General features: G+C 66.6%; 11 protein-coding genes. 5 read left to right on the top strand and 6 right to left on the bottom strand.

The features are described from left to right. The first annotated feature begins 32 nt into the window (after nt 1-32). Both ACZ39I_RS40425 and ACZ39I_RS40420 read left to right on the top strand, forming a co-directional pair. Nucleotides 33-9,278 (top strand): Tc toxin subunit A-related protein, encoded by a 9,246-nt coding sequence (locus tag ACZ39I_RS40425; RefSeq protein WP_467250575.1) that lies wholly within the window; start codon nt 33-35, stop codon nt 9,276-9,278. A 14-nt stretch (nt 9,279-9,292) separates the two neighbouring features. Beyond that, the gene (locus ACZ39I_RS40420) at nt 9,293-9,610 is read left to right on the top strand and encodes a nucleotidyltransferase domain-containing protein (RefSeq protein WP_467250573.1); all 318 of its coding nucleotides are present in this window, start codon (nt 9,293-9,295) and stop codon (nt 9,608-9,610) included. A gap of 7 nt (nt 9,611-9,617) precedes the next feature. Here the strand turns inward: ACZ39I_RS40420 and ACZ39I_RS40415 are convergent, their stop codons facing one another. Next, nucleotides 9,618-17,603, bottom strand: coding sequence for a SpvB/TcaC N-terminal domain-containing protein (locus ACZ39I_RS40415; protein WP_467250572.1), 7,986 nt, complete (start codon nt 17,601-17,603; stop codon nt 9,618-9,620). A 1,150-nt stretch (nt 17,604-18,753) separates the two neighbouring features. Further along, on the bottom strand, nt 18,754-18,906 hold the full coding sequence (locus ACZ39I_RS40410) for a hypothetical protein (protein ID WP_467250571.1): 153 nt from the start codon (nt 18,904-18,906) through the stop codon (nt 18,754-18,756). A gap of 438 nt (nt 18,907-19,344) precedes the next feature. Between ACZ39I_RS40410 and ACZ39I_RS40405 the strand changes: the two genes are divergently transcribed. Then, on the top strand, nt 19,345-20,202 hold the full coding sequence (locus ACZ39I_RS40405) for a hypothetical protein (protein ID WP_467250569.1): 858 nt from the start codon (nt 19,345-19,347) through the stop codon (nt 20,200-20,202). On the opposite strand, the gene ACZ39I_RS40400 is transcribed toward ACZ39I_RS40405, so the two are convergent. The 4 genes from ACZ39I_RS40400 to ACZ39I_RS40385 form a co-directional block, all read right to left on the bottom strand. After that, the gene (locus tag ACZ39I_RS40400) at nt 20,087-20,839 is read right to left on the bottom strand and encodes a DUF932 domain-containing protein (protein ID WP_467250567.1); all 753 of its coding nucleotides are present in this window, start codon (nt 20,837-20,839) and stop codon (nt 20,087-20,089) included. The two genes, ACZ39I_RS40405 and ACZ39I_RS40400, sit on opposite strands and share 116 nt — an antisense overlap. A gap of 96 nt (nt 20,840-20,935) precedes the next feature. Further along, nucleotides 20,936-21,154, bottom strand: coding sequence for a hypothetical protein (locus ACZ39I_RS40395; protein WP_467250565.1), 219 nt, complete (start codon nt 21,152-21,154; stop codon nt 20,936-20,938). Then, nucleotides 21,142-21,378: a hypothetical protein gene (locus tag ACZ39I_RS40390; protein WP_467250563.1), complete on the bottom strand. Its 237-nt coding sequence runs from the start codon at nt 21,376-21,378 to the stop codon at nt 21,142-21,144. Before ACZ39I_RS40390 ends, ACZ39I_RS40395 begins: the two co-directional genes overlap by 13 nt. Before the next feature lie 76 nt (nt 21,379-21,454). Beyond that, nucleotides 21,455-21,850 (bottom strand): DUF3846 domain-containing protein, encoded by a 396-nt coding sequence (locus ACZ39I_RS40385; protein ID WP_467250561.1) that lies wholly within the window; start codon nt 21,848-21,850, stop codon nt 21,455-21,457. Nucleotides 21,851-22,280: 430 nt separating this feature from the next. Between ACZ39I_RS40385 and ACZ39I_RS40380 the strand changes: the two genes are divergently transcribed. Both ACZ39I_RS40380 and ACZ39I_RS40375 read left to right on the top strand, forming a co-directional pair. Continuing rightward, nucleotides 22,281-24,059: a hypothetical protein gene (locus ACZ39I_RS40380; RefSeq protein WP_467250559.1), complete on the top strand. Its 1,779-nt coding sequence runs from the start codon at nt 22,281-22,283 to the stop codon at nt 24,057-24,059. A gap of 548 nt (nt 24,060-24,607) precedes the next feature. Continuing rightward, nucleotides 24,608-25,933 (top strand): AlbA family DNA-binding domain-containing protein, encoded by a 1,326-nt coding sequence (locus tag ACZ39I_RS40375; protein WP_467250557.1) that lies wholly within the window; start codon nt 24,608-24,610, stop codon nt 25,931-25,933. Nucleotides 25,934-26,152 lie beyond the last annotated feature (219 nt).

Below are 26,152 nucleotides of genomic sequence, written 5' to 3'. Positions count from 1 at the left end.
TCACCGAAAGCGCAGGCCGCTACCAAATCAGGGTGGATGAGGACTCCTCAGATCCGCATACCCACGTCGCCACGGTCATCATCAAGGTGTTGTTCGACGGCATCGTGGTGGGCACGAGCAAGCCGAACCGCAAGCAGGCGCCGGAGACGGTGATCAGCCTGAAGACGACGGGGTTCTCCCCGGAGACGCCCGCCACCTTCAAGGTGAGCGGCATCGTACGGGACCAGTTCGGCCAGGCAATGAAGAATGTGACCGTACAGGCGTTCGATCGGGACCTGCGAACGGAACAGTCGCTCGGCGAAAAGACCGTGGACCAAGACGGACGCTACGAGATCAGCTACACCGCCAACAAATTCAATGCGGCCGAGAAAGGATCGGCGGACCTGGTCCTGGTCGTGGTCAAGGCCGGCACCGTATTGTTCCGGTCTCCGGTGCACTACAACGCGCCCGCCGACTACGAGGTCAATCTGAGCCTTGAGGGTGCGGTCTATTCCGGTCCTTCCGAGTGGGCGGTGCAGACGGGCGCCATCACACCACTGCTTGGCAACCTCAACCCGATCGAGCTGCGCGAGGACGAGCAGCACCAGGATGTGTCGTTCCTTGTCGGTGAGACCGGCTATACGGCGCTTGAGGTCGGCACCTGGGCGGCTTGCTGGCGGCTCGCTGACAAGACCCAGCGGGAAGGGACGCCGCTGCCTGCCGAAGTCTTCTTCGCGTTCCTCCGCCAGGGCGAGCCGTCGATCTTCCGTGAGTCCCTGCTCGCCGACGTCCAGCACCCCGAGCGCATCATTCTCATGGAGGAAGCGCTGCTCCGGGCGCTGTCCGGTCTGGATGAACAACGACAGCGAGACCTACTGACCAAGGCCATCGACGACAACCTGGTGTCGGCCGACCTGCGGCCCAGGATCGGTGAATTCCTCGCGGTCCTTGCACGCATCAGGCTCAAGTACACGGCCGACATCACCGTGGGCGGAGGCAAGGGCACGATCGGCCAGCTACTCAACGTCGCCAATGTGCCAGCCAACCAGCGCACCACGATTCTCGCCACAATGTCAGACCACACCGGCTCGCTGGCCGAGCTGTGGAAGCGGCTGGATGCTGATCCGTCACTGCCGGACGCCACCGTCAAGAAGGTGCGGACTGCAGTGGAAATCGGGTCGCTGACCCGCAATCACGTGCCGCTGGTAACCGTGCTGGCCGACGACATCAACAACGGCCGACTGACGAAACGCGCTCTGGCGCAGTATTCCAAAGCGGACTGGTTCGACGTGTTCGCGCGACGGCTTCCCAACGGCACTCCGGTCGGCGTGCCGGACAACATGGACGGCACCACCACCGAGGAAAAGAAGGCGACGTACGCGGCCATCCTCGACCAGCAGTTCGAGCGGTCCTATCCGACCGCGTCCCTGGCAGCGAAGATCGTCCGATCTGACTCGTCAGCGGAGCAGCTGAGTCGTCGTGTCGCCCGGTTCCTGGACGATCATCCTGACTTCCACCTCGACCGCTTCCGGATCGACCACTACCTGGCTGAGCAACACTCACGGAACGGTGGTGACCGCCAGCGACAGGACGGCGCGGCAGCCGCCCAGCCAGATGCCGAGCTCCTCGCGGAGCTCGCTTCGGTACAGCGGGTGTTCAAACTCAATCCGACGTTCAGCGCCGCGAACGCCCTGCTGTCCCAGAGCATCGACTCCGCTCAACAGATCTACTTCATGGGTGAGGGGCAGTTCGTCAGTGTCCTGGCCGGGTCGATCAACAGGATCGAGGCACGAAGGATTTACCGCCGAGCGGAGAACGCGTACGCCCTCGCATTGACCACCTTCGCCGACTACAACCGCGCACTGACCGGGGCCCTGCCCGCCGCCCTGCCCAGTCCGCAGACGGCGCCTGAGTCCCAGCTTCTGGCGGGGGTCTTCCCTACCCCGCAGGCAGAACTCGAGCGCGAGCCCCAGCCGAGAACCTTGCCCAGCCTGCAGACCCTCATCGGATCCCTCGATTACTGCGACTGCCCCGCCTGCCGGTCGGTGTACAGCCCGGCCGCACATTTCGTGGACGTCCTGCGCTTCCTGGGCGACCGCGGCACTCAGGGCACTGGCCCTCACAGCGGCAAAAGCGTTCTTCAGGTTCTGCTCGAGCGACGCCCCGACCTCGGCGACGTGGAGTTGAGCTGCGAGAACACCAACACTGCCGTTCCGTACATCGACCTGGTCAACGAGATTCTGGAAGACGTCGTCACTCCCCCCGCGCTGGTTGTCCTGGATCCCGGGATCGTGCCGAAGCTGGTCGAAGGGCCGATCGCACCGGAAATCCTGGCGGAGCTGAGGACGAAGGACGTCGCCATCAGCGACGACGCCTGGGTGTACGCCCCGGACAGCCAGGGCCGGTGGGTAATCAGGGACAGCACCCACTCGTACAGTGTCTTCCACCGGGGAGCCGCCCTCTGCTTGCGGGCGACCCGTCAGACGACCGGCTCCGCGGCCGAGGTACGCGCCAATCCCGAGCATCTGAACCTCTCTGCATACGCCAAGCTCACCGGCGAGGTGTTTCCGTTCAGTCTGCCGTTCAACCTCGCCAACGAGCAGAGCCGCGGCTACCTGGATCAGCTCGGCGTGCCACAACCGCGGCTGCTCGAACTGTTCCAGCAGTCTTCACCGGACGGCGCGACGAAGTCGCCGACCGACGCGCAGGTCGACTGTGCGCTGTTGGGGATCGGGGACGTCGAGCGGCAGGTCCTGAGCGGCACACTCGGGCGTCAGCCGTGGGAGTACTGGGGACTCGCCGAGACCGGCAACTCCATTCCGCACCCGGACACCCCGACGGACCCGACCCAGAACGTGACCGGTACATGGATCGAAGTGCTCGCCAAGGTGCCCGTGATGCTGCACCGGACCAAGCTCGCCTACCGAGACCTGTTGCAGCTGCTGGAGATGCGCTGGGTCGATCCGGCAAATGCCCTCACCATCCTCGAACCGGCCGACCCGAACGCGGCCGCCTGCGACACCTCCTCCTTCACCATCGGTGGCCTGACCGCGGACGCACTGGGCCAGATCCACCGTTTCGTGCGGCTCTGGCGGCGGCTCGGAATTCCGATGTGGGAGCTCGACCGCTACCTCACTGCCTGGACACTCAACGACACCGGGCTGCGCGGCATCGCCTCGACCCGGCGGTTGCAGGAGCGGACCGGGCTGGACTGGTCCACGCTGGTCACGGTGTTCGCCGGCTTCGACGACCACGAGTACGTCGACCGCGCCACGGACGGAGGAATTCCGGTCCAGACCGTCTACCAGCGCCTCTTCCGGAACCGGCTGGTGGACGCAACCGGCGGCTTCCCACCGCGGGCCGCCGAACTCGGCGGAACGATCGGCCAGCGGGTACCTGGCCTGCTCGCAGGCCTACGCCTCAGCGAGAGCGACCTCGGCCTCATCCTGGCCGACCGATCGCTGAACTTCGGCTCCCCGCTCAACGCTGGGGTCCTCGCCGACCTGCACCGGATCACCGTACTGAGCCGAGGGCTCGGCCTCACCATCGGTGAATTCCTTCGACTGAGGAGAATGTGGAACTCCGATCCCTTCACGTCGCCGGCCAGTGCCGTGGAGTTCAGCAGCCTGGTCGATCAGGTGACGTCATCGGCGTTCTCCGTCGCTGACCTCGACTATCTGCTGACCCACCACTTCACGGTCAATTCCGGCATCGCGCTGGAGGACCGCGCCGTGCTGGCCTTTCTGAAACAGCTCAGACAGGGCCTCACGGAGATCGCCGACCGACTGGCACGGCAGAAGGACGAAACCGACGCCGACTACGTCGCCACCCGTCTGGGGCTCGTGCCCACCCTCGCTGCGGACGCCGATCTGGTGACCGCCCTGGCCCTCGTGAACGGCAGTTGGACAGGAACAACCGCCGAACGCGAGGCCCTCATCGACCGGTACTTCAGTGTGCTCTTCAACGACCTGGCCGAAGCTCATGCGAGGCTGGCCGCGCTGCCGCCCGGTGAGACACCGGCCCAGCGACAGGCCCGGATCGACGCACGGTTCGCCTTTGTCCTGCCGCCGTTGCAGGCGTTCCTGCTCCGCAACCAGAAAAACCTCTACATCGATCAGCAGGTGGCCGCGCTCCTCGGAATCGACGAACAATCCACCGCGACGGCACTGGCCAGGCTGCACCTGCCGGGCTCGATCGCCGACCTGCGCAGCGTCATCAACGACCCACGGCTGCTTGTGACGGCCTCTGATGGCAGTTTCCAGTTCCCACTGGACGAGCTGACCTTCTCCGACATCTACAAGGCCCTGCGGCTCCTGCACAAGGTCGCGATCCTCATCGGCAAACTGGACATGAAGCCTGCTGAGGTGAGCTGGTGGCTGTCCGACGACCACGCCGAACGCCTCGGCTGGATCCGGGCCGACATGCTCGGCGCCGATCAGAGCACCACGGTCGCGATCGGCCGCTGGACGGCGATGCAATGGTTCTTCCACTGGAAGTCCCAACTGCCTACCTCGAGTCTGTCAGCACTGGACTTCGCCGACGAGCTGCTCTCCCCCACCGGGCCGTCCATCGCCACGATCACCGCGCTGGCCAAACTGACCGCCTGGCAAGCCGAGGACATTACTGCGCTGGTCACCGCATTCGGCTGGCTGGCACCAGCGGGCGTGGACCAGGTCAAGGCCCAACTGGCGAAGGCCCCGAACCTCCGTCGTGTCGCGGACTGCATGGCTGCGCTGCCCCGGCTGGGGGTCGAGGCGAAGCGTGCCGTCGCCTGGGCCCAAGCCACGCCCAGCGCCGCGGTCGCCGATGAGATCAAGCAGGCGCTGAAGGCACGTTATGAACTCCCGCAGTGGCTGGAGGCCAACCAGCCGGTGCAGGACACGTTGCGCGAACGGCGCCGCAATGTCCTGGTGGACTGGCTGGTGGCGCACCCTGACGCGAACCTGGACCAGCACTGGACCGATGCGAACGGCCTGTACAGCCATCTCCTGATCGACGTCGAGATGAGCGCCTGTGCACTGACGTCCCGTCTGAAGCAGGCCACCGGCTCCGCCCAGTTGTTCGTCCAACGGGTGCTGCTGAACCTCGAGCCGGACATCGTCGCAAGCACTGTCAAAGATCCCAAGTGGAAGCAGTGGCAATGGATGCGCCGCTACCGTGTCTGGGAAGCCAACCGCAAGGTCTTCCTCTACCCGGAGAACTGGATCGAGCCTGAACTGCGCGACGAGAAGTCGCCGTTCTTCGTCGATCTCGAAAGCGAACTCCAGCAGAACAACGTCGCGGCGGAAACCGTCGAGCAGGCTTACCGCAGCTATCTCGAGAAGCTGGACAAGGTGGCCAATCTCGAGATCCGCGCGATGTACGAGGAGCGTATCGGCGACGAGTCGGTACTCCACGCGGTGGGGCGTACCCGCAGCAGCAAGGGAGCCGAATACTTCTACCGGACCAGGGTCAACAGAGCCCGCTGGACCCCATGGCAGCCGGTCGACCTGGAGATCCAGTCGGACCATCTGACACTGGGCATGCACAACCGCCGTCTCTACATGTTTTGGCCGCAATTCCTGGAGAAGGCAGAAGCCCCGACCAGCCTCAGGACACCGAGCGAGAACTCGCCCGTCTTCCTACCGACAGCGGAGAAGCACTGGGATGTCCAGCTGTACTGGAGCGAACTCAAGCAGGGGAAGTGGACGCCGAAGGTCCTGTCAGACACCCCACTGCGGGCTTCGGTTGAATTCGCCCAGGGCACCACGGAGAACATCACCTTCCGGACCAGAATGACTCCGCAGATCCGCAACCTTCTCTTCTCATCCCCTGCCCGCGATCACTTCGCACCATTGGCCCAGGAAAACTTCGAGAAGCTGGGCCCGCAGATCACGCCGGGGACCCACGGCTACGTCGAGTACCTGATCGCGCCGCCCGAAAGTGTGTTCCACGGCAACCTGATCCGACACACAACCGCGTCACAGTACTTCTACTTTGCATCCCACACCGAGACGCAAAAGGCACACTCCGGGATCCCGCTGAATATGAATGCTGAGTCGATTCGGCTGCGGCGCAACATCGTTCCGGGTCGGACCTGGACGGCTCTCGACTCCCAAGCCCTGGGCTTCGCCGGCACCGGTTCCTTCTTCACCTGGGATCCCGCAAGGACCTATTTCGTCGACTACGACCACCGCACCTACTGGGCGTACTTCTCCCGAGCCTGGCACAGCTGGTCCGTCTCGCAGTTCCGGTTCCAACCGCACTACCACCCGTTCGTAGAACTCTTCATCAAGGAGCTGAACACTTGGGGCCTTCCTGGCCTGCTGAACCGGCGCATCCAGGTCAGCCCCGAAACGGTTCCGGGCAGCCCGCAGCCGTTCGACTTCGCGACCTACCGGCCCAGCTTCAAGGTCATGGCTCCATGGCCGAAGGAGGAGGTGGACTTCGACTACGCCGGGGCATACTCGGCGTACAACTGGGAGCTGTTCTTCCACGTGCCGATGTTCATCGCGGGCAAGCTCGCCGCCAACCAGCGGTTCGAGGAAGCACTGGAGTGGTACCACTCCGTGTTCAACCCGACCAGCACCGACACCGCGACCCCCGATCCGGACACCCCGCAGCAGAAGTTCTGGATCACCAAGCCGTTCTACGAGACGACCAAGGCCGACTACTACCAACAGAAGATCGAGAACATCATGAAGGTCATCGCCAAGGGCGATGCCAAGTTGCAGGCCCAGGTTGCCGAATGGCGCGATCACCCGTTCAATCCGCATCTGATCGCGAGAATGCGCACGGTCGCATACCAGAAGAACGTGCTTATCAAGTACATCCAGACCCTGATCGCCTGGGGTGACCAGCTCTTCGGTCAGGACACCATCGAATCCAACAACGAGGCGACTCAGCTGTATGTGCTGGCCGCGACGATGCTCGGGCCTCGGCCCAAGAACGTCCCCCGCCGGGTACCGAACCCTGTGCGGACCTTCTACCAGCTCCAGGCGGCCGGGATCGACGTATTCGGCAATGTGCTGCGGCAGGTAGAGAATCTGCTGCCAGGCGTCCCCGCCCCGTCCGCGCCCGTTCCCGACGGCCCCGAACTGCCGCGCCTGGATGTGCTGTACTTCGGCATCCCGACCAACGAGAAACTGCTGACGCTGTGGGACACCGTCGATGACCGGCTGTTCAAGATCAGGCATTGCATGAACATCGCCGGACAGGTCCGTCAGCTGCCGTTGTTCGAACCGCCGATCGACCCCGCCCTGCTGGTCAAAGCCACGGCGGCCGGTCTGGACATCGGCGCGGCGCTCAGCGACATCAGCGCGCCGATGCCGGCGTACCGCTTCTCGGTGATGCTCCAGCGCGCGCAGGAGGTCTGCGCCGCGGTCAGCAACCTTGGCGCGGCCATGCTCAGCGCTTTGGAGAAGCGCGACGTCGAGGCGTTCACGGCGCTGCGGTCCAGTCATGAGATGGCCTTGCTCGATCTCCTGCGGGATGTCCGCGACAGCCAGGTGGCCGAGGCGCGGGAGACCTGGGAAGCCAGCCTGCGCAGCCGCGATGTCGTCGAGCTCAGACGGGCCTACCACCAGCGGTTGCTCGACGAGGGCCTGAACACTGGAGAGCACGTCTCACTGGCCCTGTCCGGCGTTTCGCTGGGCTTGGAGGCGACAATCGTGGTCGGAACCATCCTGTGCGGTGGTCTGAAGCTGATTCCGACTTTTCTGGCCGGTGCTGCAGGCTTCGGCGGTACGCCTACCGTGTCAGGGTCGACCGGCGGCCCGCAGATCGGGGGCGCGGCGGAGTCGGCGGTCTCCGTGCTGCGCTCGCTGGCCACCGCGGCCGAGAAGGGTGCCAGCGTGGCGAGCGTGTTGGCCGGGCATGCCCGGCGCGCGCAGGAGTGGGAACACCAGGCGGCGATGGCCGCCACGGAGCTCCTCCAGGTCGACAAGCAGATCCTGGCCGCAGAGATCCGGCACCGGATCGCCGAACAGGAACTCCGCCATCACGACCGCCAGCGGGCGAACGCAACTGCCGAGGAGGACTTCCAGCGCACCAAGTTCACCAACAAGGAACTATTCGACTGGATGGTCGGCCAGCTGTCCGCCGTGTACTTCCAGAGCTACCAGCTGGCGTTCGACCTGGCTAAGCGGGCTGAGCGGTGCTTCCGGCACGAGCTGGGGCTCTCCGACTCGAACTATGTCCGCTACGGCTACTGGGACAGCCTGCGGAAGGGCCTCCTGGCCGGCGAACGGCTCGGACACGACCTGCGCCGACTGGACGCCGCCTATCTGGAGCTCCACAAGCGCGAATATGAGCTGACCAAGCACATCTCACTCGCCGACCTGGATCCCGTCGCACTGCTACAGCTGAAGACCAACGGTGAGTGCTTCATCGACATCCCCGAGGCGATCTTCGACCTGGACCACCCGGGGCAATACTTCCGCCGGCTCAAGACGGTGTCGCTGTCGGTGCCGTGCGTCGTCGGACCCTACGGAACGGTGGGGTGCACGCTCACTCTGACCGCGAACAGCCTGCGCAAGGACGCCTCCCTGCTGGGCGGGAAGTACCCCAGGGACCCTGCGGGCGACATCCGGTTCCGCGACGGAGTGACAGCGGTCCAGTCGATCGCCACCAGCTCCGCCGTCAATGACGCCGGAGTGTTTGACCTGCGGTTCGACGACCAGCGGTACCTGCCCTTCGAAGGGGCCGGCGCAATCAGCTCCTGGCACCTACGGCTGAACTCCGAGATCGCACAGTTCGACACCGACTCCATCTCGGATGTGGTGATCCACCTCCAGTACACCGCGCGCGAGGGTGGCGGACTGCTGCGCACCGAAGCGCTCAAGGACATCGACAAGACCTTGTCCTCCGTGGCCCTGGCCGACGGACGGAACGGTCTGTACCGGGTGCTGGACCTCAAGCGTGAATTCCCGGACGAGTTCTACCGGTTCCTGCATCCCGCGAACCCGACTGACGACCAGGCGATCGAACTCGGCGACCTCACCGATCGGCTGCCGTCGTTCACCCGGGCCTTCGCCACAAAGAAGGTGCGGGCCGTGGAAGTCGCCGCGCGGATGAAGGACACAGCCACGTACGAGGTGTTGCTGGCGCCGCTAGGCTCAGGCTCACGTGATCTGCTCATGCTGGCCCCCGACGCCACATATCGGGGCATGCACCGCGCCGCCAAGGATCTCACCAGCCATGAGGCGCCGATGACAGGCTGGACGGTGAAGGTCCGCAAGGCTGGCGCCTCGGACTTCCACTCGCTGCCTGCGGACGCGGTCGACGAACTCTTCCTCATCCTCAACTACACGGTGGACTGACCATGACAGGACTCATGACGGACGAGGAGATCGACTCCATCGTCGGACGCATCGTCCAGGTTGCCCAGCCAGAACGCATCCTCATGTTCGGCTCGTACGCCAAGGGCCGGGCAACGCTGAAAAGCGACCTCGACCTGCTGGTCGTGATGCCTACCGATGCGCCCGCCCCCGTGCAGCCTTGGGAGGTGGAACCGTATTTGGGCGGCTGGGCTGTACCGGTCGACCTGCATTTCGTCACGGCCGAGGAGCTCGAGGAGTACGGCAGGGAGGAGTACCACTTCCTGCATTCAGTGCTGCGGTCAGGGCGGATCCTCTACCAGCGCGACCACTAGCCACACGCTAAGCGCCGTGAGTTCGCACATATTCGAGGTAGGCTGGCGTCGCCCAGGTTTTCTCGTCAATTTTGATCCAGATCACCCCGAGAGAATCCGTGCGTTGAGTTCCGACAGGACCTAGGGCGGGATTCCCCGGATCCGTATGCATCATCAGGTCGTTAGCCAATGTCCGTACCGAGAGTATTCCTCCCACGACTCCCAGGACGGTCCCGGCCTTGCCGGCGAAGTTTTCGATGATGCTGGGAGCTGCGCCACCCGGAGGCTTCGGCGCGACCGAGGGCGCCGCACCTTTGGTGCTGGGCACGGGCGCGGCAGGCTTCATCGCAGGCGGTTCGACGGCCAGCTTCACCGCGGGTGGTTCAACCGTCGGCTTTGCCACGGGTGATTCGACAGCCGCGGGTGGCTCAGCCACCGTTGTCGTCGACGATGCTCCAGGCCGGGTTTGCGCTTTGGCTGCGGTAGCACGCATCTTGTCGAGTTGCCTTGGTGTTGGGCGGGCGAACTTGTCGGGATCCGTAAGCTCCCATGCGTTCTTGCCCTCCTTCGCAGCAGCCGTTCTCCGGCTTGCGGCCACCCGCCTGACTGCGGCGCTCTGATCCTGATTTCCGGCCTTTTTTGGAGTGAACCTGCGCTGAGGTTGTACGGTTGTCTTCTCTCCCGGGCGCAGGATTGCTCTGTCCTTCTTGTGGGCCATATCGAGATCTGCAGGGTCTGCGCCCACCAGACGTCCGTAGTTGCGCTTGGCCACTTGGCCGGCCTTGGCATCGAATCCCTTGCTCTCCGACTCGATCGGCGGTCCGACAGCCGGCACTTCAATGAGGATGTCGGGCTCAACCGGAGGCGCTGCCGATTGCCCTGTGAGTGTCGTGGAAGCACCGCTGGGAGTAGGCGCGGAAGTCCCTCTGCCGACAGGGGCCTCTGTCCACACCTGATGGATATCGCTATCCTCCGGGCGTATCGGTTCAAGCCCGTCATCATCGACGAGGGCGACCGGCGCCGCAGCCGCGTAGAGGTAAGCGTTCGGTCCCGCGGCAACGCCCGCGGGGTCGCACGACACCCACCGCCCGAGCCAAGGCGCGTAGTAGCGCGCACTGTGATAGCTGAAGCCGGTTTCCTCATCGCGCTCCTTCCCGGTGTACCGGTAGCGCTTTGCTGCCTCTGTCGCGCCGCGGGTCGCCTGGTACGTGGAGCTGCCGTAGGGCGCGTACTCCTCGTAGGAGATGATCTGCGCCGTGTCGCCGAGTTCCAGCGCCGCCGAGCCGAGGTGGTTGGCGAACTGGTAGCGGACCCGCTGGCGGGGCACGCCGGGCTCGGATCCCTCGGTGCGGGTCTCCACCAGGGCGATGCGCCGTTGGTCGTCCATGATGTGCAGCGTCTCGCGCACCAACGGGCTCACTCCGTGGGTGCGGTAGATCTCGAAGGTCCCCAGGTAAACGCGTTCGTCCTTGACCTGGCCGCCGGACAGTTCGGTCACCTTGCGCACCCGTTGCCCGCCGGAGTCGTAGACGTACCAGGTGCGTTCGCCGTCGCGGAGCACGCCGTCGGTGTCCGCGGCGCCCACCGCCTGCCGTTGGGTCATGTGCAGCCGGTCGCCCTCGTCCCAGCGCAGGATGCTCAGATGCGGCATGCGCAGCAGGTTGCCGTGTGCGTCATAGCCGTCCCCTGCGGTGCTGTAGGTCTCGGTCAGCCCGTCGACGCTGGTGCCGGTCAGCCGGTTGTTCAGCCGACCGGGGTCGAGTTGGCTGGTCTCGGTGTAGGCGTAGGCGCGTGTCCATCCGGCGTGCGCCGGGTCGGTGCCGCGGTGGCGCATTTCGAGGAGGTTGCCCACCGAGTCGTAGACGTACCGCTCCACGTACCGGCCCATGGCATTCCCGTCGCCGGGGTGGAGTACGGGGATATGGGCGGCGTACTTGTACGAGTGCGGTGACGGCGGGTTCGGCACACTGCCTGTCAGGCCCAGGTGTTCGCGCCCGGTGGCCTCGATCAGCCTGGAGGCTGCGTCGTAGGTGTATTCCGCGGTCGGTTCGACGCGCCGGTTGCGGAAGAAGACGGTCTGCTGGGCGGTGTCCCGGATGTGGGTGATGTTCCCGGCCGGATCGAAGGTGTAGTGGAGGTTCTGCACCTGGCAGCCGGGCCACCCCGCCCGGGCCACATCGGGGCAGTCGCCCGGGAAGGCGGCCGGGTCGCGGCGGGTGAGCAGATGTGTCAGCCGGTAGGTGAGGGGGTCGTAGCGGTAGCGGGTGCGGACGCCGTTGCCGTAGTCGACGGCCGTGCGCTGGCCCTTGGCGTCGTAGTCGATGCCCGTGACTGCGGGCAGGGTCGCGGCCACGGTGGCGGGATCGAGCAGGCTAGTCGGCTCGGCGGTCAAGTCCAGCCAGGCGTGCACCCGTTCCAGCAGTTTGGCCTCGTTGTAGGTCGGCTGGATGACGTTGATCACGGTGCCGGGCCGGTCGCTGTGCGGGGTGACCAACTGGGTGGGGCGGTTGAGGGCGTCGTAGCTGGTCCGGCTGGTGAAGGTCTCGGACTCCAGCGGCGGGGCGCTGCTCCAGTCCAGGGTGGCCTTGTAGTCCCGGGCGAGGCGGCGCCGACCGCTCAGCAGGTTGCCCTTGAAGTCGTAGTCGTCGGTGGTGACCAGACCCGCCTGGTCGCGGTGTTCGATCAGCCGCCCGCGCGTGTTGCGCAGGTGCGGGTCGGGGCGGCTCTCGCCGTAGGTGCTGAGTTCGACAAGTAGCTCGGCGCCCGCGCCCTCGCGCAGGAAGGAGTGGGTGGTCCGCTGGAGCGCGTCGTAGGCGGTGCGGAAGCAGTGGTCACGGCTGTCCCATGCGTAGCGCGGCTTACCCGCCACGTCATACAGCATCCAGCGTTCGCCCGCCTCCATGCCGGCATGGTGCACGGGGTTGCCCAGCATGTCGTGGTCGTACCGGATGATGACGCGGTCCGCCGCGTCGGTCACTTCGCGCTGGTTGTTCTCGATGTCCAGGACGACGCCGGTGCGTTGGAACTCCTCGGCTGGTGGATCGGTGGCCGGCGCATCGCTGTAGCGCAGCCGGTTGTGGACCACGGTGGCGATGGTGCGGCCCAGGGAGTCCGCGTGGGTGACGGTCTGCGTTGCGGCGTGAAGCTCGGTCTGCTGTGCGGCTCGGGTTTCGTTGGCTCGGTCGTCGGGGTCCGGGTACCGCGCGGCCAACGCCGCCGCCTGGGCCGGGTCGGTGCGCAGTGTGTGCCAGGTGGGCAGGTACGCGGCGGGCTCGAGGCGATGGAAGCGGTCGCCTACGTCGGCGTCGGCCGCGGGGTCGGCCACGAGCACGGTGTCGGTGGCGTTCCAGCTCTCCTGCCGCCACGGGGCGAAGACCGTCTTCTCCCAGGTGTGGTCCGGGCGCAGGGTCGCGACCACGCGGCCGACCGGATCGTAGAGGAGCACCGGGCTGACCCCGATGCGCACGTCGGACTCGTAGCGGTGGGTGTCGGTGAAGAACGGTTCGAATTGGCGGACGGCTTTGCCCTTGTTGTTGAACACTGTCCAGCCGCTGCCCACCCAGCGCGGGTCGATGTCGTGCGCGGTCGGCTGCGGCTGCCCGTCGGCGCCGATGATGATCGTGCCGTCGGCGGCGCGTTGCGGTCCCGGGCCCGGCTCGGCCGGGATCTTGTGCTGGATCTCCCGGCCGAAGCCGTCGACGTAGGAGAGGCTGACCTGGATGCGCGGGAGGCCGACCGGGGCCGGCTCGGAGGCATGCTGCTCCCGGCCGAGCGTCGCGATGGGGGTCGGTGGCTTGTGTGCCGGATCTGGCTCGCGCCAGTGGGCCGTCAGGTCCTGTACAACGCGGCTGGTTGCGGCATCCAGAAGGGTGGCCGCCAGCGGTCCGCGGGGGTCGGCGAGAAACGCGTCGGTCTGCGCCTGGGTCAGATCGGCGTGGAACGCCGCGGTGAGCTGGTCGCCCCGCGCCGGCATGTCTTCCGGTTTTCCCATCAGCGCGGTGCCGGCGACCATTCCCAGGGCGTCGAATGCGACCGCGGACCGGTTGCGGTTGGGATCCATGACCAACGCCGGTTGCAGCACCCGGTAGTCCTGCGTGAGCCGGACCGGTGGCTGGGTCGGGTCGGTGTGACGCTCCCCGACGGTGACCCGGTTGTCGAGCGCGTCGCGGGACTCCTGCAACAGCAGATCGTAGGTGTCGTAGACCACCACGCCCTCGGTGCTGGCCGCTTCGGTGTGGAACGGATCGCGGTGACGGTGCGGCAGGAAGAAGTGCCGTCGGGCATGCGCCAGCTCCTGGGCCGGCGCATCGGCCGGATCCGGTGAGTAGAACACCCGGCCAAGGGGCGCCCACCAGTTGGCGTCGCCTTCGGTGTGCGTGTAGCGGCCGTCGGTTTCCAGCATGACGCCGGTGACACGGTCGCCGTACACCTGGGTGACGAGGCCGGGGGTGAAGGCGAGCTGGTAACTCTGGAAGGGCAGCGCCAGCGGCTGGAGCTCGGCAAGCTGCGCCGGCCCGGTGAGGTCGTCGCGGCGGTAGTACGTGCGTACCTGTTCGATCAGTCGCTTTTGCCGGAGACCGACGGTGGGCTGGGCCTCGTAGTCGAGCGGGGCCGCCGTCGCCACAGCGTCACGGATTTCCTCGAAGGTGAAGCGGGCGCGGCCCGCGGGCAGGCTCAGCCCCGTCAGCTCGTAGGTGCGCGCCTCGCTGGGCAGCGGCGTGCGGTGGTCGGAGGGTGAGTCGATCGCATTGGTGACGTCGTTCTCCGTGTGGGTGATCAGGATCTGAGCCTGCCGGGCCTGATCGGCCGGCGGGAGCGAGGTATCCGGTCGGCGGCGTCTGTAGCCGATGCTCGCGGAACTACGCACATTGCCGAAATCGTCCACGGCCAGGGTGATCGCGTGCGCGACGCGTGGATCGGCAGGGTTCCGCTCGTACTCGTAGGTGATGGCCTCGCGGGCGTGGGTGAGGAACACCGCGTAGCGATTGCCGGCGCGCGGCTGCAACCGGCGGACGGTGAAGTTCTGCTCTGAGACGGTGTACGGGTGACCGAACGGGTAGTCCTTGGTGCCGGTCCCGTCGAGGGCGTAGACCTCTTGCCTGAGGACCGTGCCGCGCAGCGCGCGGCACGCCTCCCGCTCCTCCTCGGTGGTGAGACCGGCGGGCAGCACGGTGTCGGCCAGGAGCAGAGCCCGCGCCGGGTCGTCGGTCAATCCAGGCTCTCGGTAGTATTCGCCTTTGTCCGCGGCGTTCAGCAGCCCCGCGAAGAAGTCCGATACGTGCGCGCCGCCGAGGTGGACGCCCGTGTGGAACCAGGTCCTGGTGAGCACCGGCGGCACGTGCGAGGACGCGTCGACGTTGTCGCCGACCGGGAAGGAGGCACTGCGCGACAGCGCGTCGATGTGCTCGGTGTCCTGCTGCTCCACCGAGCCGAAGCCGCCGAACTCCCGTTCCTCGCCGTCAAAGTGACCGTGGTGGTACGCGTACCGGGTGACGAACTGGTTGTGGCTGACGTGGTCGTAGGTATCGACCCGTTCGACGACGTGGACCGGGAACGGCAGACGGCTCACCCAGGGGCGGCCGGCGCGCTTGTCGGCCAGGTAGAACTTCGTCGAGGGCGCGTAGTGGACCTTGGTCTCCGCACCGAGGTTGTTGACCGCTCTGGTCAACAGGTGGGGCTTGTTGCCGCCCATCAGGTCGACGTAGCGCATCGGCCGGCGACGGTCGGCCGGCAGCGGTGACGACCAGACCAGGCAGGCGGTGCCGTTTCCGAGGAGGTCGGCCGTGGTGACCGAGACACCGTCGGCGGCGGCCGGAAGCCCCCTCAGCCGATACCGGTCGCTGAGTCGATTGCCTGCCTGGTTGAAATAGAGGCAGGCTCCGTCGTGGTCCAGATAGATGATGTCGGTGGTGCCGGACCCGTCGATGTCGGCCAGCAGGACCCGGCGCTGGTCGAAGGCTTCGGGTGCGTCGAACCATGACGCGTTGTCCATGGTGACCTTGGCGCCGAACCGTCCGTAACCCAGGCTTGGCCAGTAGCAGACCTCGCCGTTGCGGATGCGCACGAGGTCGGCCAGGCCGTCACCGCACATATCGGCCAGGTGGACGGACTGGGTCCCGTCGGCGAAGACCAGGCGCGGGCCGTCCTCCTCGACGAGTGGCTGGGTCACACGTGCTGCCGGACCGAAACCCTCCTCGGCGAGTGAGGGATGCCAGACGACGGCTTCGTCCTCGGTGATCAGTACGTCGGCCTGGCCGTCGCCGCTGAGGTCGACGAGCCGCACGTTCGGGTCGCGGAAGTCGAGGTTGAGCGAGGAGGCGAAGGGGCGGAAGGACAGCCAGCCTTCGCCTTCGTCATGCTCGTACAAACCAGGCATGGGGCCGTCGAGCGTCACCAGGTCCAGGTGGCCGTCACCGGCGAGGTCCATCAACCGTGCCCGACCGCCGGCCAGGAACAGGTTCGGCTTGGTCGCTACCCGTTCCGCCGGACCGAATCGGGCGGCGGCGGACTCGGTGCCCTCGCCGTCGTCATCCTCTGGGAGGGGGCTGAGGTTGCGATGGTAGAGCCAGCTGCCGCCGTACTCGACGAGCATCCCGGGAAGGCCCTCTCCATGCAGGTCGACCCACTGGTACGCGTCATCGAAGCCGACCGGCAGGGCTTCCGGGCTCTCCGCCTCGACGTCGCGCACCTCGTCCTGAACGACAGCTCTGCTGTACTCGAGCTCCAGGGGCGGCAGTGACTGCTTGAGGTAGGTGGCGTAGGGGACGCTGCCGCGCACCACTACGGGCCGGCTGTCCTCGCGCACGTATCCGGACTGGGTGACCCTGCGGATGAACGACGCGATGCGGGTGCTGCCCTGATGGGCCAGTTCGTCCGCCACATTGACCGGCCGACTGTAGTCGAGATCGGCATAGTCGAACTCGGTGGAACGGACCAGCCCGTCGTAGCCGTCCTCCCCGGTCGGCAGGTCGGGGATGTGGTGGAACATCAGCACGCGGCGGCACCGGCGGTAGGTTCGCACCTCGAAGCCGGCGCGATGCGAGGAGAACGGATCGGGGCGCGCGGCCCACGAGTGTGCCGGCGCCGCGGAGGCCCGAGCGAACTGGTGCTGCTCGGCAGAGGGCAGAGCTGGGTCGGGGTCGACGGCCTCATAGTGGCCTTCGTCGTAGTCGAAGACCACTTCGAACAGCCAGGACGCCTGGGTCAGGTCCGGCTGGAGGAGCCGGGAGATCCGGTTGCCGTACTTGATGCGCTTGAGATACCGGTTCGCTGTGCGCAGCCGGTTGCGTTCGTTGTTCAGAGCGAGGTTGACATTGTCAGCGTTCTCCGCCGCGTATTCGTAGACGACCGCGTTGCCCTTGTCATCGAAGGTCTCGCAGATGAGCCAGCTGAAGACGCGGGGAGGGTCCTTTGACGGTTGGTGGTCGGCGGGACGCTCGATGCGGGAGCGGCTATCGCTGCCGTACAGCGTCGTCACGTTTTCGGCACTGATGGAACGCCAGTGCACATCGCCGGTGGACACCTGGGTCCAGCGTTCGATGCGGGCGAAGAGGCCCTCGGTCCTCGGACGGTACCGGTGTATGACATATCCGGGTGCGCTGGTGTCGTCGACGAAACGAGTGCCGTCCGGCCGGAGGACGGGCACCAGGTCCTCGACGCCGGACAGGATGTAGACGTCGGACTCGTCGGTGTCGTCGTATTGCGGCAGGCCCTTGTCGGTCTTGCGTGTAATCGAGGGCAAGGCCAGGCTCCAGCCAAATCCGAACGGCCCGTTGCCCGCGTCCGAGTTGTAGGAAAGCGTGAGTTGCGGACCGAAACCGGAGCGGCTCGCGCTAGTGGCGATGGGTACCGTCATCGATCCGGTGCCGCTGACCGGGTTCGCAGCGAACTTCTCACCTAGGCCGCGAACGGCACCTCCACCTTTGGGCAGGGAGATGGATGGGGCTGCGGAGACGCCGCCCCCTTGCACCTTCTGATCGCCCGCCGCCCGCCCCATGGTCCGCTCAGCCACCATGATCGCCTGCTATGCCGCTGGGCCAGCCTGAGTCTGCTCGTTCACACCACAATGGTTCCTCCCGTGGTGCATGAGGGCAATCCGTGTCTACGGAGCCTGAGAGCCAACGACTTCCATAACCGGGCCAGCTTCTCCGCCGCGTCCCATTCGAGACATCCCTTGATGGCGCGCGTCGTGCACTTTGCAAGCGAGATAGGGCGAGGCTGAGCGGCCATGCACTCGCATGAAGGTGAAGGCTCACGATGCACTCACAATCAGGATCGCACTGCGGCCCCTCGTCTGCATCTTCTGGCCGTGTCGGTCAGGCGACCCTGCGCCGACTGGCCGTCGATGTCCGCTCCGCTCATCTTCGAGTTCACCAAAGTCTTCGCGGCTCCGCACCTCGCACGCCTGATCTGATTGTTCGGCAGAACGATGAGCGTGTTGACTGCAAATGCAGCCGAGGTCGCGCCTGTCGCTGCGCCTGCACGGGACCCAGATTGGCTGCCTCGACGACAGAACGCCCCGTGATCCGCAACCAGGGCTCCATCGTCAGATCAGGTGGTGGTGGGCGGAGAGAAACCGCCACTCGTCTACTGCCTTTTCGGCGATATCCAACACCTCGTGCGCACCCAACAGGGACTGGCAAGAGATCGTGGAAGGCTCGGCACACTCCGCATCCGGACACCTCATGGTCCGCGCCATGATGGAAGACCTCGACGAAGAACTCCCCACTGCGGCTTCACGCCCGCGCCCCGGGACACCGTTATCGACCTGCCCCAGGCCAGATCATCCAGTGGTACCTCATCCATGCCTGGCCAACGAGGGGGCCGACATGAGTGTTCTGTGGCCGCTGGAGCCTGCTACGGCAGCCAAGCATCGCCTCCAGCAGCGACATCTCGACGCATGGTGGCCGATCCTGCTGCACACCTCGCAGCGCACCGGATACCGCCGGCCCCGAATGACACTGCTGGACGCACTCGCCGGACCGGGCCGATACGAGGGGGGAGCCCGGTTCCCCGGTATTCATCCTGGACCGGCTGCTGCACGACACCGCCGTCGACCGGATGAACCTCACTCCCCAGCGGGTGCACCCGGTCTTCATCAAGGAGGATCGGGCCCGCCACGAACACCTGGTGTGGCCGAACTGACCGGCCGGTTCGGCAACCTGTCACAGCTTCAGGTGCGTGGAGGTCCGGCCGCGCCCCTGGAGGCCGCCTTTACCGCGGTGCCACCCGATCAGCGCCAACTGATCGTCGAGATCAGTCGCCGAGTCGAGCCTGATCTGGACATCCGTCGCCCCGGTGTCCTCGCTGCTGTGCATTGCGTACCCCTGCTGCCCGCATCTGTCGCCCAGGGCTCCCCCGGGCTGGAACAAGGAATCAGCCTACGGAGACGGGCCCGTATAGCTCACGCCAGGCCTGACAAAGCGTTGTCACGCCACAGGGCAGGGGACTTCTCCGGGCCTCGCCCGACCCCTGCTACCGGCGGCCCCTTGCCCATGAGCAACCAAAGCTCCGCTTGAGCAAACCCTATAGCCATCACCAAAAATCGCAGATCAAGCCAACTTCACAGAGGTTCACACTCAACCCGTCCTTAGAGTTGCCTATTGGTAACTTCTACCGAGTTGCGCTCCGCAAAACTGAGCAACTCCCAGGCCAGCGAGTGAGGCTTGCTCACCTCCAAGAGCACCGCAACAGCGGAGTCGGCCGTTGATCCGTCGAACCGCGTCGGCCTCGGCCATCAGAGCTTCGATCTGATGATGGGTCAGGTATCGCTCGGACTGCACAGCGAGAACGCCACCGAGGCCGTGACCGTAGGCAGCGCCAACTTCACCTTCTCCGCCCCGGTGATCGACCTCCCAGGGCGCGGCATGAATCTGCGCCTCGACCTCGTCTACAACTCCCGCGTGTGGAGCCGAACCGAGGACCGGGTGGAGTTCGACGTCGACAAGGGCTGGCCGGCGCCCGGCTGGTCGCTGGGGTTCGGCCGGATCATCCGCCTCGGGCGCAAAGGCAGCATGCTGGTCAGCCCCGACGGCACCCGGCATCCCTACCAGGCGACGCAGCGCACGGGCGACGAGAACCGGCGCTGGGAGTGCGTGGGCCGGACCTCGGATGGCACGTTCATCGACTACCGGCATGTCGATGATCGCTCCGGCGGACTCCAGTGGGCGCAGGCTCGCCACCCGGATGGCAGGACCGTCGAGTTCACCGCTCGCGGTCACGACTACCGGGATCCGGCCACAGGGCAGCTGCTGCCGAGCTGGGGCGTGCTCTTCCCGACCCGGATAACCGACGCCCAGGGCAACGCCATCACCATCGCCTACCGGAACAACACCGGCCCGGAGATCGACACGATCGCCGACACCCTCGGCAGGAGCGTCACCTTCCACTACGACGCCGACGACGGCCGGCTGACCTCGGTGTCCGGCCCCGGTCTCGACGGCGCCCGCCGCTCCCTCATCCGCCTGGACATCGCCTCCATGACCATCGGTCCCGCCTTCACCAGCCTGACCATCGCCACGACCCCGCACCCCGAGCGTCGTGCGCGCCCTCTACTACCCCGCCGACTACAGCGGCTACTGGTTCAAGTATCACCGCGACGTACGGGACGATGACGTCGTTGATGCCCTCGGCGTCGACCGTGACGGACTCGGGAAGCCTGATCGAGATGAACACGCGACGCCCGCCCCGGATCACTCCAGCGGACTCCCACACCACATCGAAGCGCCCCACCAGCTCCTGAAGGAACTCGAAGCCCTGCCGGTTCTGGATCGGCCGGTAGCGGCGGCCGACGGCGCCGAGCGGGGCGCCGCCGTCTTCGCGGACGGTGTGGAACTGGTCGGCGTGTTCGCGCAGTTCGCCGTCCCACTGGTACAGGGCGGGGACGGTGGTGACGGTGAAGTCGAGCCCGCCTTCGCGGAGCACGGTGTCGATGTCTGTGGTTCCGCCGGGGATGATCTGGCCCAGTCCGTGCCAGGCCGGGGACGATGCGTACAGGGCGATCGTGCCGTCTGCGCGCTCATCCAGGCCGTGGTTCGCGATGATCGCGTCGATCTCGCCTTCGGCGTTGCGGGAGACGGTGAACACTTCACCCCGGTCCCAGCCGATCAGCACCTCGTACCGGTCGCCGCCGAGCAGGCGGATTTCGCCCCGGTCGACGCGGGCCTGGAACGTGCGCTCACGGTTGCGCACGGCGTCGATCTGGCGGGCCTTCTCGTCGGCGAAAGCGGCGTTCACGTCGGTGATGGTCACGGTGTACTCCTTGGGACTTCGTCGCGTGTGTCTTCGGTCGGTCCCGGCGGCGGGGGTGCCACTCCCCCGCCGCCGGGGATTGCTGCTGGCCTGTGGTCAGCGGGTCTGGACGGCGTGGCCGAGGGCGAACAGCAGTCCGGCGATCTGGATGGCTGCGGCCTCGTCCTGGCCCGGCTTCGTGTACGCCTCGATGTCGGCGTCCCAGACGAAGCCCGCGCCATCGATCGCGGTGCGGGCCTTGTCGTCGAGGGCTTCGGCGCAGGCCGGAGCGACGACGACGACATCAAGTCGGGCGTCACTGGTCACCAGGAACATGGGTCCTCTTCTTGGCAGTAGGAGTAGGCCTGCGCGGCGGCGGAATCCGCGTCGAGGGCGTCGAATTCCATCGCCCAGCGGGTGAATTCTTCTTCGCTGGTTTTGAGAATCACGACTTCATCGGAGACGGGTCCGGGGATTACTCCCGCGATGAATAGGTCTCTCATGTCGCCGTCCGAGCGCAGGCCGATGACGGTGAAAGTCTGAACAGGTCCGCTCTCCATTGGCTGTTCCCTCTCTGCTGAATTGCCGGGGGTGGCTGGCCCCCAGACGAGGGCGGGGCCAGCGCGTGACCTGTGATCAGGAGCGGGGATGGGGCATGAGGCCGACCGTGGCCGTGTCCAGGTAGAGGTCGATGAGGGCGAAGGCCTGGGGGTGGCTGAGTCCGGCGGCATTGCCGTCGGCGTCGGGCGCGCCGGTGAGGACGACGTCGCCGATGTACGGCAGCGGGGTGGGCCGGTAGAGCCCGATGAGGCCGTGGGCCGCCTTGTTGGGCTTCTCGTCGTACGCTGCGGCGTCCTCGTCGACCCACAGGGTCAGGGTGGTGGTGAGATCGACCGGGCGGGCGGTGTCGCAGCACAGCGCGTGGCAGGGGGCGCTGACGGGAAGCCAGGTCAGCAGGCGGAAGGCGCCGCTGGGCTGGATGATCAGGGCGAAGCGCTGGTCGTCACTGGCGGTGGTGGTTGCAGGGAGCATGAGTGCCTTCCTGAACTGGGTGTGGGTCTTCGGTGTTGGGGCCTTGCCACAGGACCGACCAACAAGACAAACATACCGCACTAGTATCAGATTTTGTAGAGGTGGCGCGATCATTCTTCGGGTATTTGGCCTGGCCAGAGCAGGTTTTGAGGTGCCTGGCCGGGGCGGGTCGGGAGCCCGTGGCGCGCAGCGTCACGGGCAAGGGATTCGGCAGCGCGGAGCGAGGGAGCAGGGCGCGGAGCGCACTGAAACCGGGGTCGGCCCACCACCCATGGGCGCCGACTGCCGCCTGGCCGACAAGAGTCGGTCGTCGTGGTGGTCAAGGGGTGTCGCCGTACGCGCACGCGAGCCCTCTGCGCGGTCCCGGGGCGATCGCAGAAAGGACGGCCGACGTCACAATGAATGAAGCGGACAACGCAGAGGGGTGGAGATGAGCGGACAGCAGTCGCAGGGGACGGGGACAGACGGCAGGCGTCCTGACGGGCGGAAGGCGGATGCCGCGACTGTGCGACTGCGGGCAGCAACGCGGGCCCTGCGGCTGCATCTTGCCGACCTGCCGACGGTGTTCCACTTCGACGGGCCGGGCGATCAGTTTCTGTCCGAGTCGGTGTTTCCTTTCGCTCGGTGGCGCTACGCATGCGCGGACTCGCTGCTCGGCTCGGGGCTGGGCGGCACGGTTGTGGGGGCGCTGGCGCGGAGTCTGTTCGATGACGGCTTGCGCTGGCAGTGGATCGCGCAGGATGCGGCGGAGCGCCGGGGCGCTTTGATGGGCAGCATGCTGGAGGAGCGCAACCGGATCTGCGGCTATGTGGCTGACCATGACGTGAGCTTCCCGCATCTTTCCCGGTGGTTTGTGCCGCTGAGCGGTGTCACCGATCTGTCGGGAGGATCCCTTGCGGCGCTGTCAGCGCCACCGCTTCCGGACGAGCAGGAGTTGCTGGACATGTTCCTGGATTCTCCCGCCCCGCCGGTGGCGCCTGCGGTCGTGGGGGGCCGCGTGGAGGATCTCCTGGAGGCGGCCCGCGGCATGCTGGCCATGTCCGGGCTGCGGGGTGCCGTGATGGTGCTGGGTCATGCAGGCCACGGCAACCTGCTGGGGCTGCAGAGCAGCCTGGCCGCCGGGGGTGTGCCCGGCCATGATCTGCGTGCCGATCACGAAGCCCTGTTCATGCATGTCGCGGCCGTCGGTGTCACCGTCACGCTCCTGGGCGTGTGCTCGGCGGTGCCGGAGTGCTGGCCGCCGGAGGTCGATCAGGCCGGTTTCCTCGGCCAGGCGATGCGGCTGACCGAGGAGGTGGTTGCCGCGGCGCGCACGGTGCACGGCCTGGGCGACCCGAAGGCCGCGGCGAACGCCTCCTCCAAGGTTAGAACCCGCCCACGGCAGCTGCGTCTTCGTCCCGAAGTGCTGGTGGACCCCGGCAGCCTGCTGCCGGACATCGCCGACGCCGGTCCCGTCATCGCGGCAGCCGAGGAGTACGACGTCTTTCTCAACAGCTGGCACACCAGCCCCTGGGCACACGGCAACCCCAAGCTGGCCAGTGTCCTGGCGTATGCCGGAGCCCACTCCACCTTCGCCACCGTGATGGCCACCTACGACCAGCACGCCGCTGTCACCGCGGTGTTCGGCGCGCGCATGCTCTTGGAGGAAGCCGCCCGCTTCACCTGGCTGACCCAGAACCACGAGGACGAGGACGCGTTCGTACAGCGCTCCACTCGCTACTTCGACGAGTTCCGCGCCCGCAAGAAGAAGACGATTGAACTGTTCGCCGGCAACGGTGTGGCCCTTGCGGCTGCCAAGAGACTGTTCCAACTGCCTGCCACCGTCGTCGAAGGGCCGGAGACGATATCCAAAGGCCGGAAGCCGCTGCCACCGATCGACGAGATGCTCTTGCTCATGGGAGCGCCCTACCCCGAGCCTGGCTGGCTGCCTGTGGCGTACTCGCTGCTGAGCCAGGTCACGCACAGCACCCCCATCGGACTCGTTCACATGGCCCGTTACAGCGAGGATGTCCTCCACGCCAACACCGTCTCCCCCGAAATGCTGGTGCTGGCCCTCGACGTGGCCTGTCTGGGAAGCGCCCGGCTGATCAGCCTGTCCGCACTGATGCTGACCCACGGTGACGACGCAGCCTGGCAGTACGCGCTCGGCCTCGAAGAACGCGCCCTTACCGTGCACGACACCGCACGCCTTGTGCACTGGCTGGACTGAGCCCGCACCCCGTCATCACGGCCTGCTCGTTCCACGCCGTCTTTTGCCACGCTGCTCTCCCAGGCAGCCGTCCTTGGTAGCTGAGTGATCCTCACTGGAGTGCGAATCGTCCGCTTATGGGCCACCTGCTGCTTGAGGACCGACAGGCCGGCATCGCCCCGGCACCACCGGGGCAACGGCACGCTGCACCGCATCGGGGCCCGGATCGGGGCCAACTACAGCAGCTCGTGGACAGCGGCCGCTGCCGTCGCCTGCGCTCTCTAGCCCGTACGGCGGGCCACGGCATCGTCCGCGGCGCCGCCGGCCCCCTGGGCACGAGCACGACCGGGTGGATCATCTGGTGGATCCAGCAGCACTGACCTGGCGCATCAGCTGATCCCGTCCTGCACCACTGCTGGCGACGCCCCGATCCCGGGGCCGCCAGCAGTACGGAGGAAAGGACCCTGCACCGCCGCTGCGGTCCGCTGTGCAACGCTTGGTCGCGCAGTTTGGCGCGCGCCGCGACACTCCGTGCAGGCGGTGCCCGCGCACGCGTAGGCTCCGGCGGCATGGCCGCCGACAGCATGGTTCAGCTCGTCTCCTACCTCACCGCGCAGCAGCCGTACGAGATCGTGGGCACGCCGGAGAGCGAGTGGCTCGACTTCAAGAGCGTCCCGCCCGAGGGGCCCTATGATCTGAGCACCGACAAGGGCAAGTTCGAACTCGCCAAGGACGTCGCCGCGTTCTCCAACGCCGGCGGCGGCCTGCTCGTGTGCGGCTTCAAAGCCAAGAAGAAGCAGACCGAGCTCTACGAGGTCGCCGAGAAGGTGACGCCCTTCGACAAAAGGCTGGTCGACAGCACGAAGTACAAGGACATCATCGCCGAGTACGTACGCCCGCTGCTGAAGGTGAAGTTCTTCTGGTACGACCACCCCGAAGGCGACCCGGAGGCATCCGGGCACTACTTCGTGATCGAGGTGCCGCCGCTCCCCGAAGCCGACCGGTGGGCGGTGGTCACCCGCGGCATCACCGACGACGGCAAGTTCATCAAGAACAGCTGGGCTGTCCCGATCCGCAACGGCGACACCACCGCCTTCCTCCCGCAGGACGAGGTGTACCGGCTCCTCAACGACGGCCTGCGCGCGCGGCACGGCGCCAGGCCCGCCGTGCCCGCGCCGGCCGCGGACCGGCCCGGGGCTCGGGAAGCCCTACGCGCCGACCTGGGCATGGAGGAGACGCCGGTGCTCTTCCTCCAGAGCGTCCCCGACCATCCGCATGGCCTCCTTCCCGGTATGTACGCCGACGGCGGCCTGCGGGACGTCCTGAGTAACCAGGACACGCTCCGGGACGCCCACGCCTTCAACTGGGCCTCGCTGCATACGCATCCGGAGCCTCGCGAGGGCGGTCTCCTTCTGACCATGGCCGCCCGCGGCGGGCTGCTGATCGATGCCGACGGAGCGGTCACCGCCGCCGCCGCGGCCAACCCGGACATGCTGGGCTGGGCGATGGAGTACTACTCCAGCGACGGAGCACGCAGGATCAGCGTGTTCGTGCTGACCGAGATCACCCTGGAGTACTTCCGCCTGGTCGACCGGCACGTGCTGCCGCTGGTCGACAGCACCTGGACACACCGGATCGTCGCCTCGGACTTCGCCCAGGCGCCAGCACGTACCCTCGCCCCCGGTGAAGACCCCACCTTCCCCTTGCGAGCAGCCCCGCACCCGGCCACAAGCAGCAACTGGAACCACAGCTGGAAGGCCCTGGGCGACCCGGAACGCGACGCCTACGAAGCCCTGCGGCACATCTACGCACTCTTCGGCCTCGACGTCACCACCAACCCGTTCACCGACGGGGACCGCGTGATCACGCCGAAACTGCAGGCGAAGCGGCAGTAGACCTCCGCCACACCCCGCTTCACCACCGGACTGGTCTCGCCCCAACGCCCCTACCCACTGGACCGCCGCCGACGCCACGCGCGGCCCCTCTGACGGGTGAACATGCATCGCTCGAGGCTGATCCCCGCCCCGGGCGTCCGCAGCAGGCCAGGCAAGGGACGGCGGTGCGCTGCCCTAGCCGACGGATATGGACTCCGGACCACCAGACGGGAGTTGAGG

This window comes from Streptomyces sp. NPDC024687, from assembly GCF_055559055.1.
Note: the sequence above shows the minus strand (reverse complement) of the source record. Positions and strands in the feature narration are given on the sequence as shown.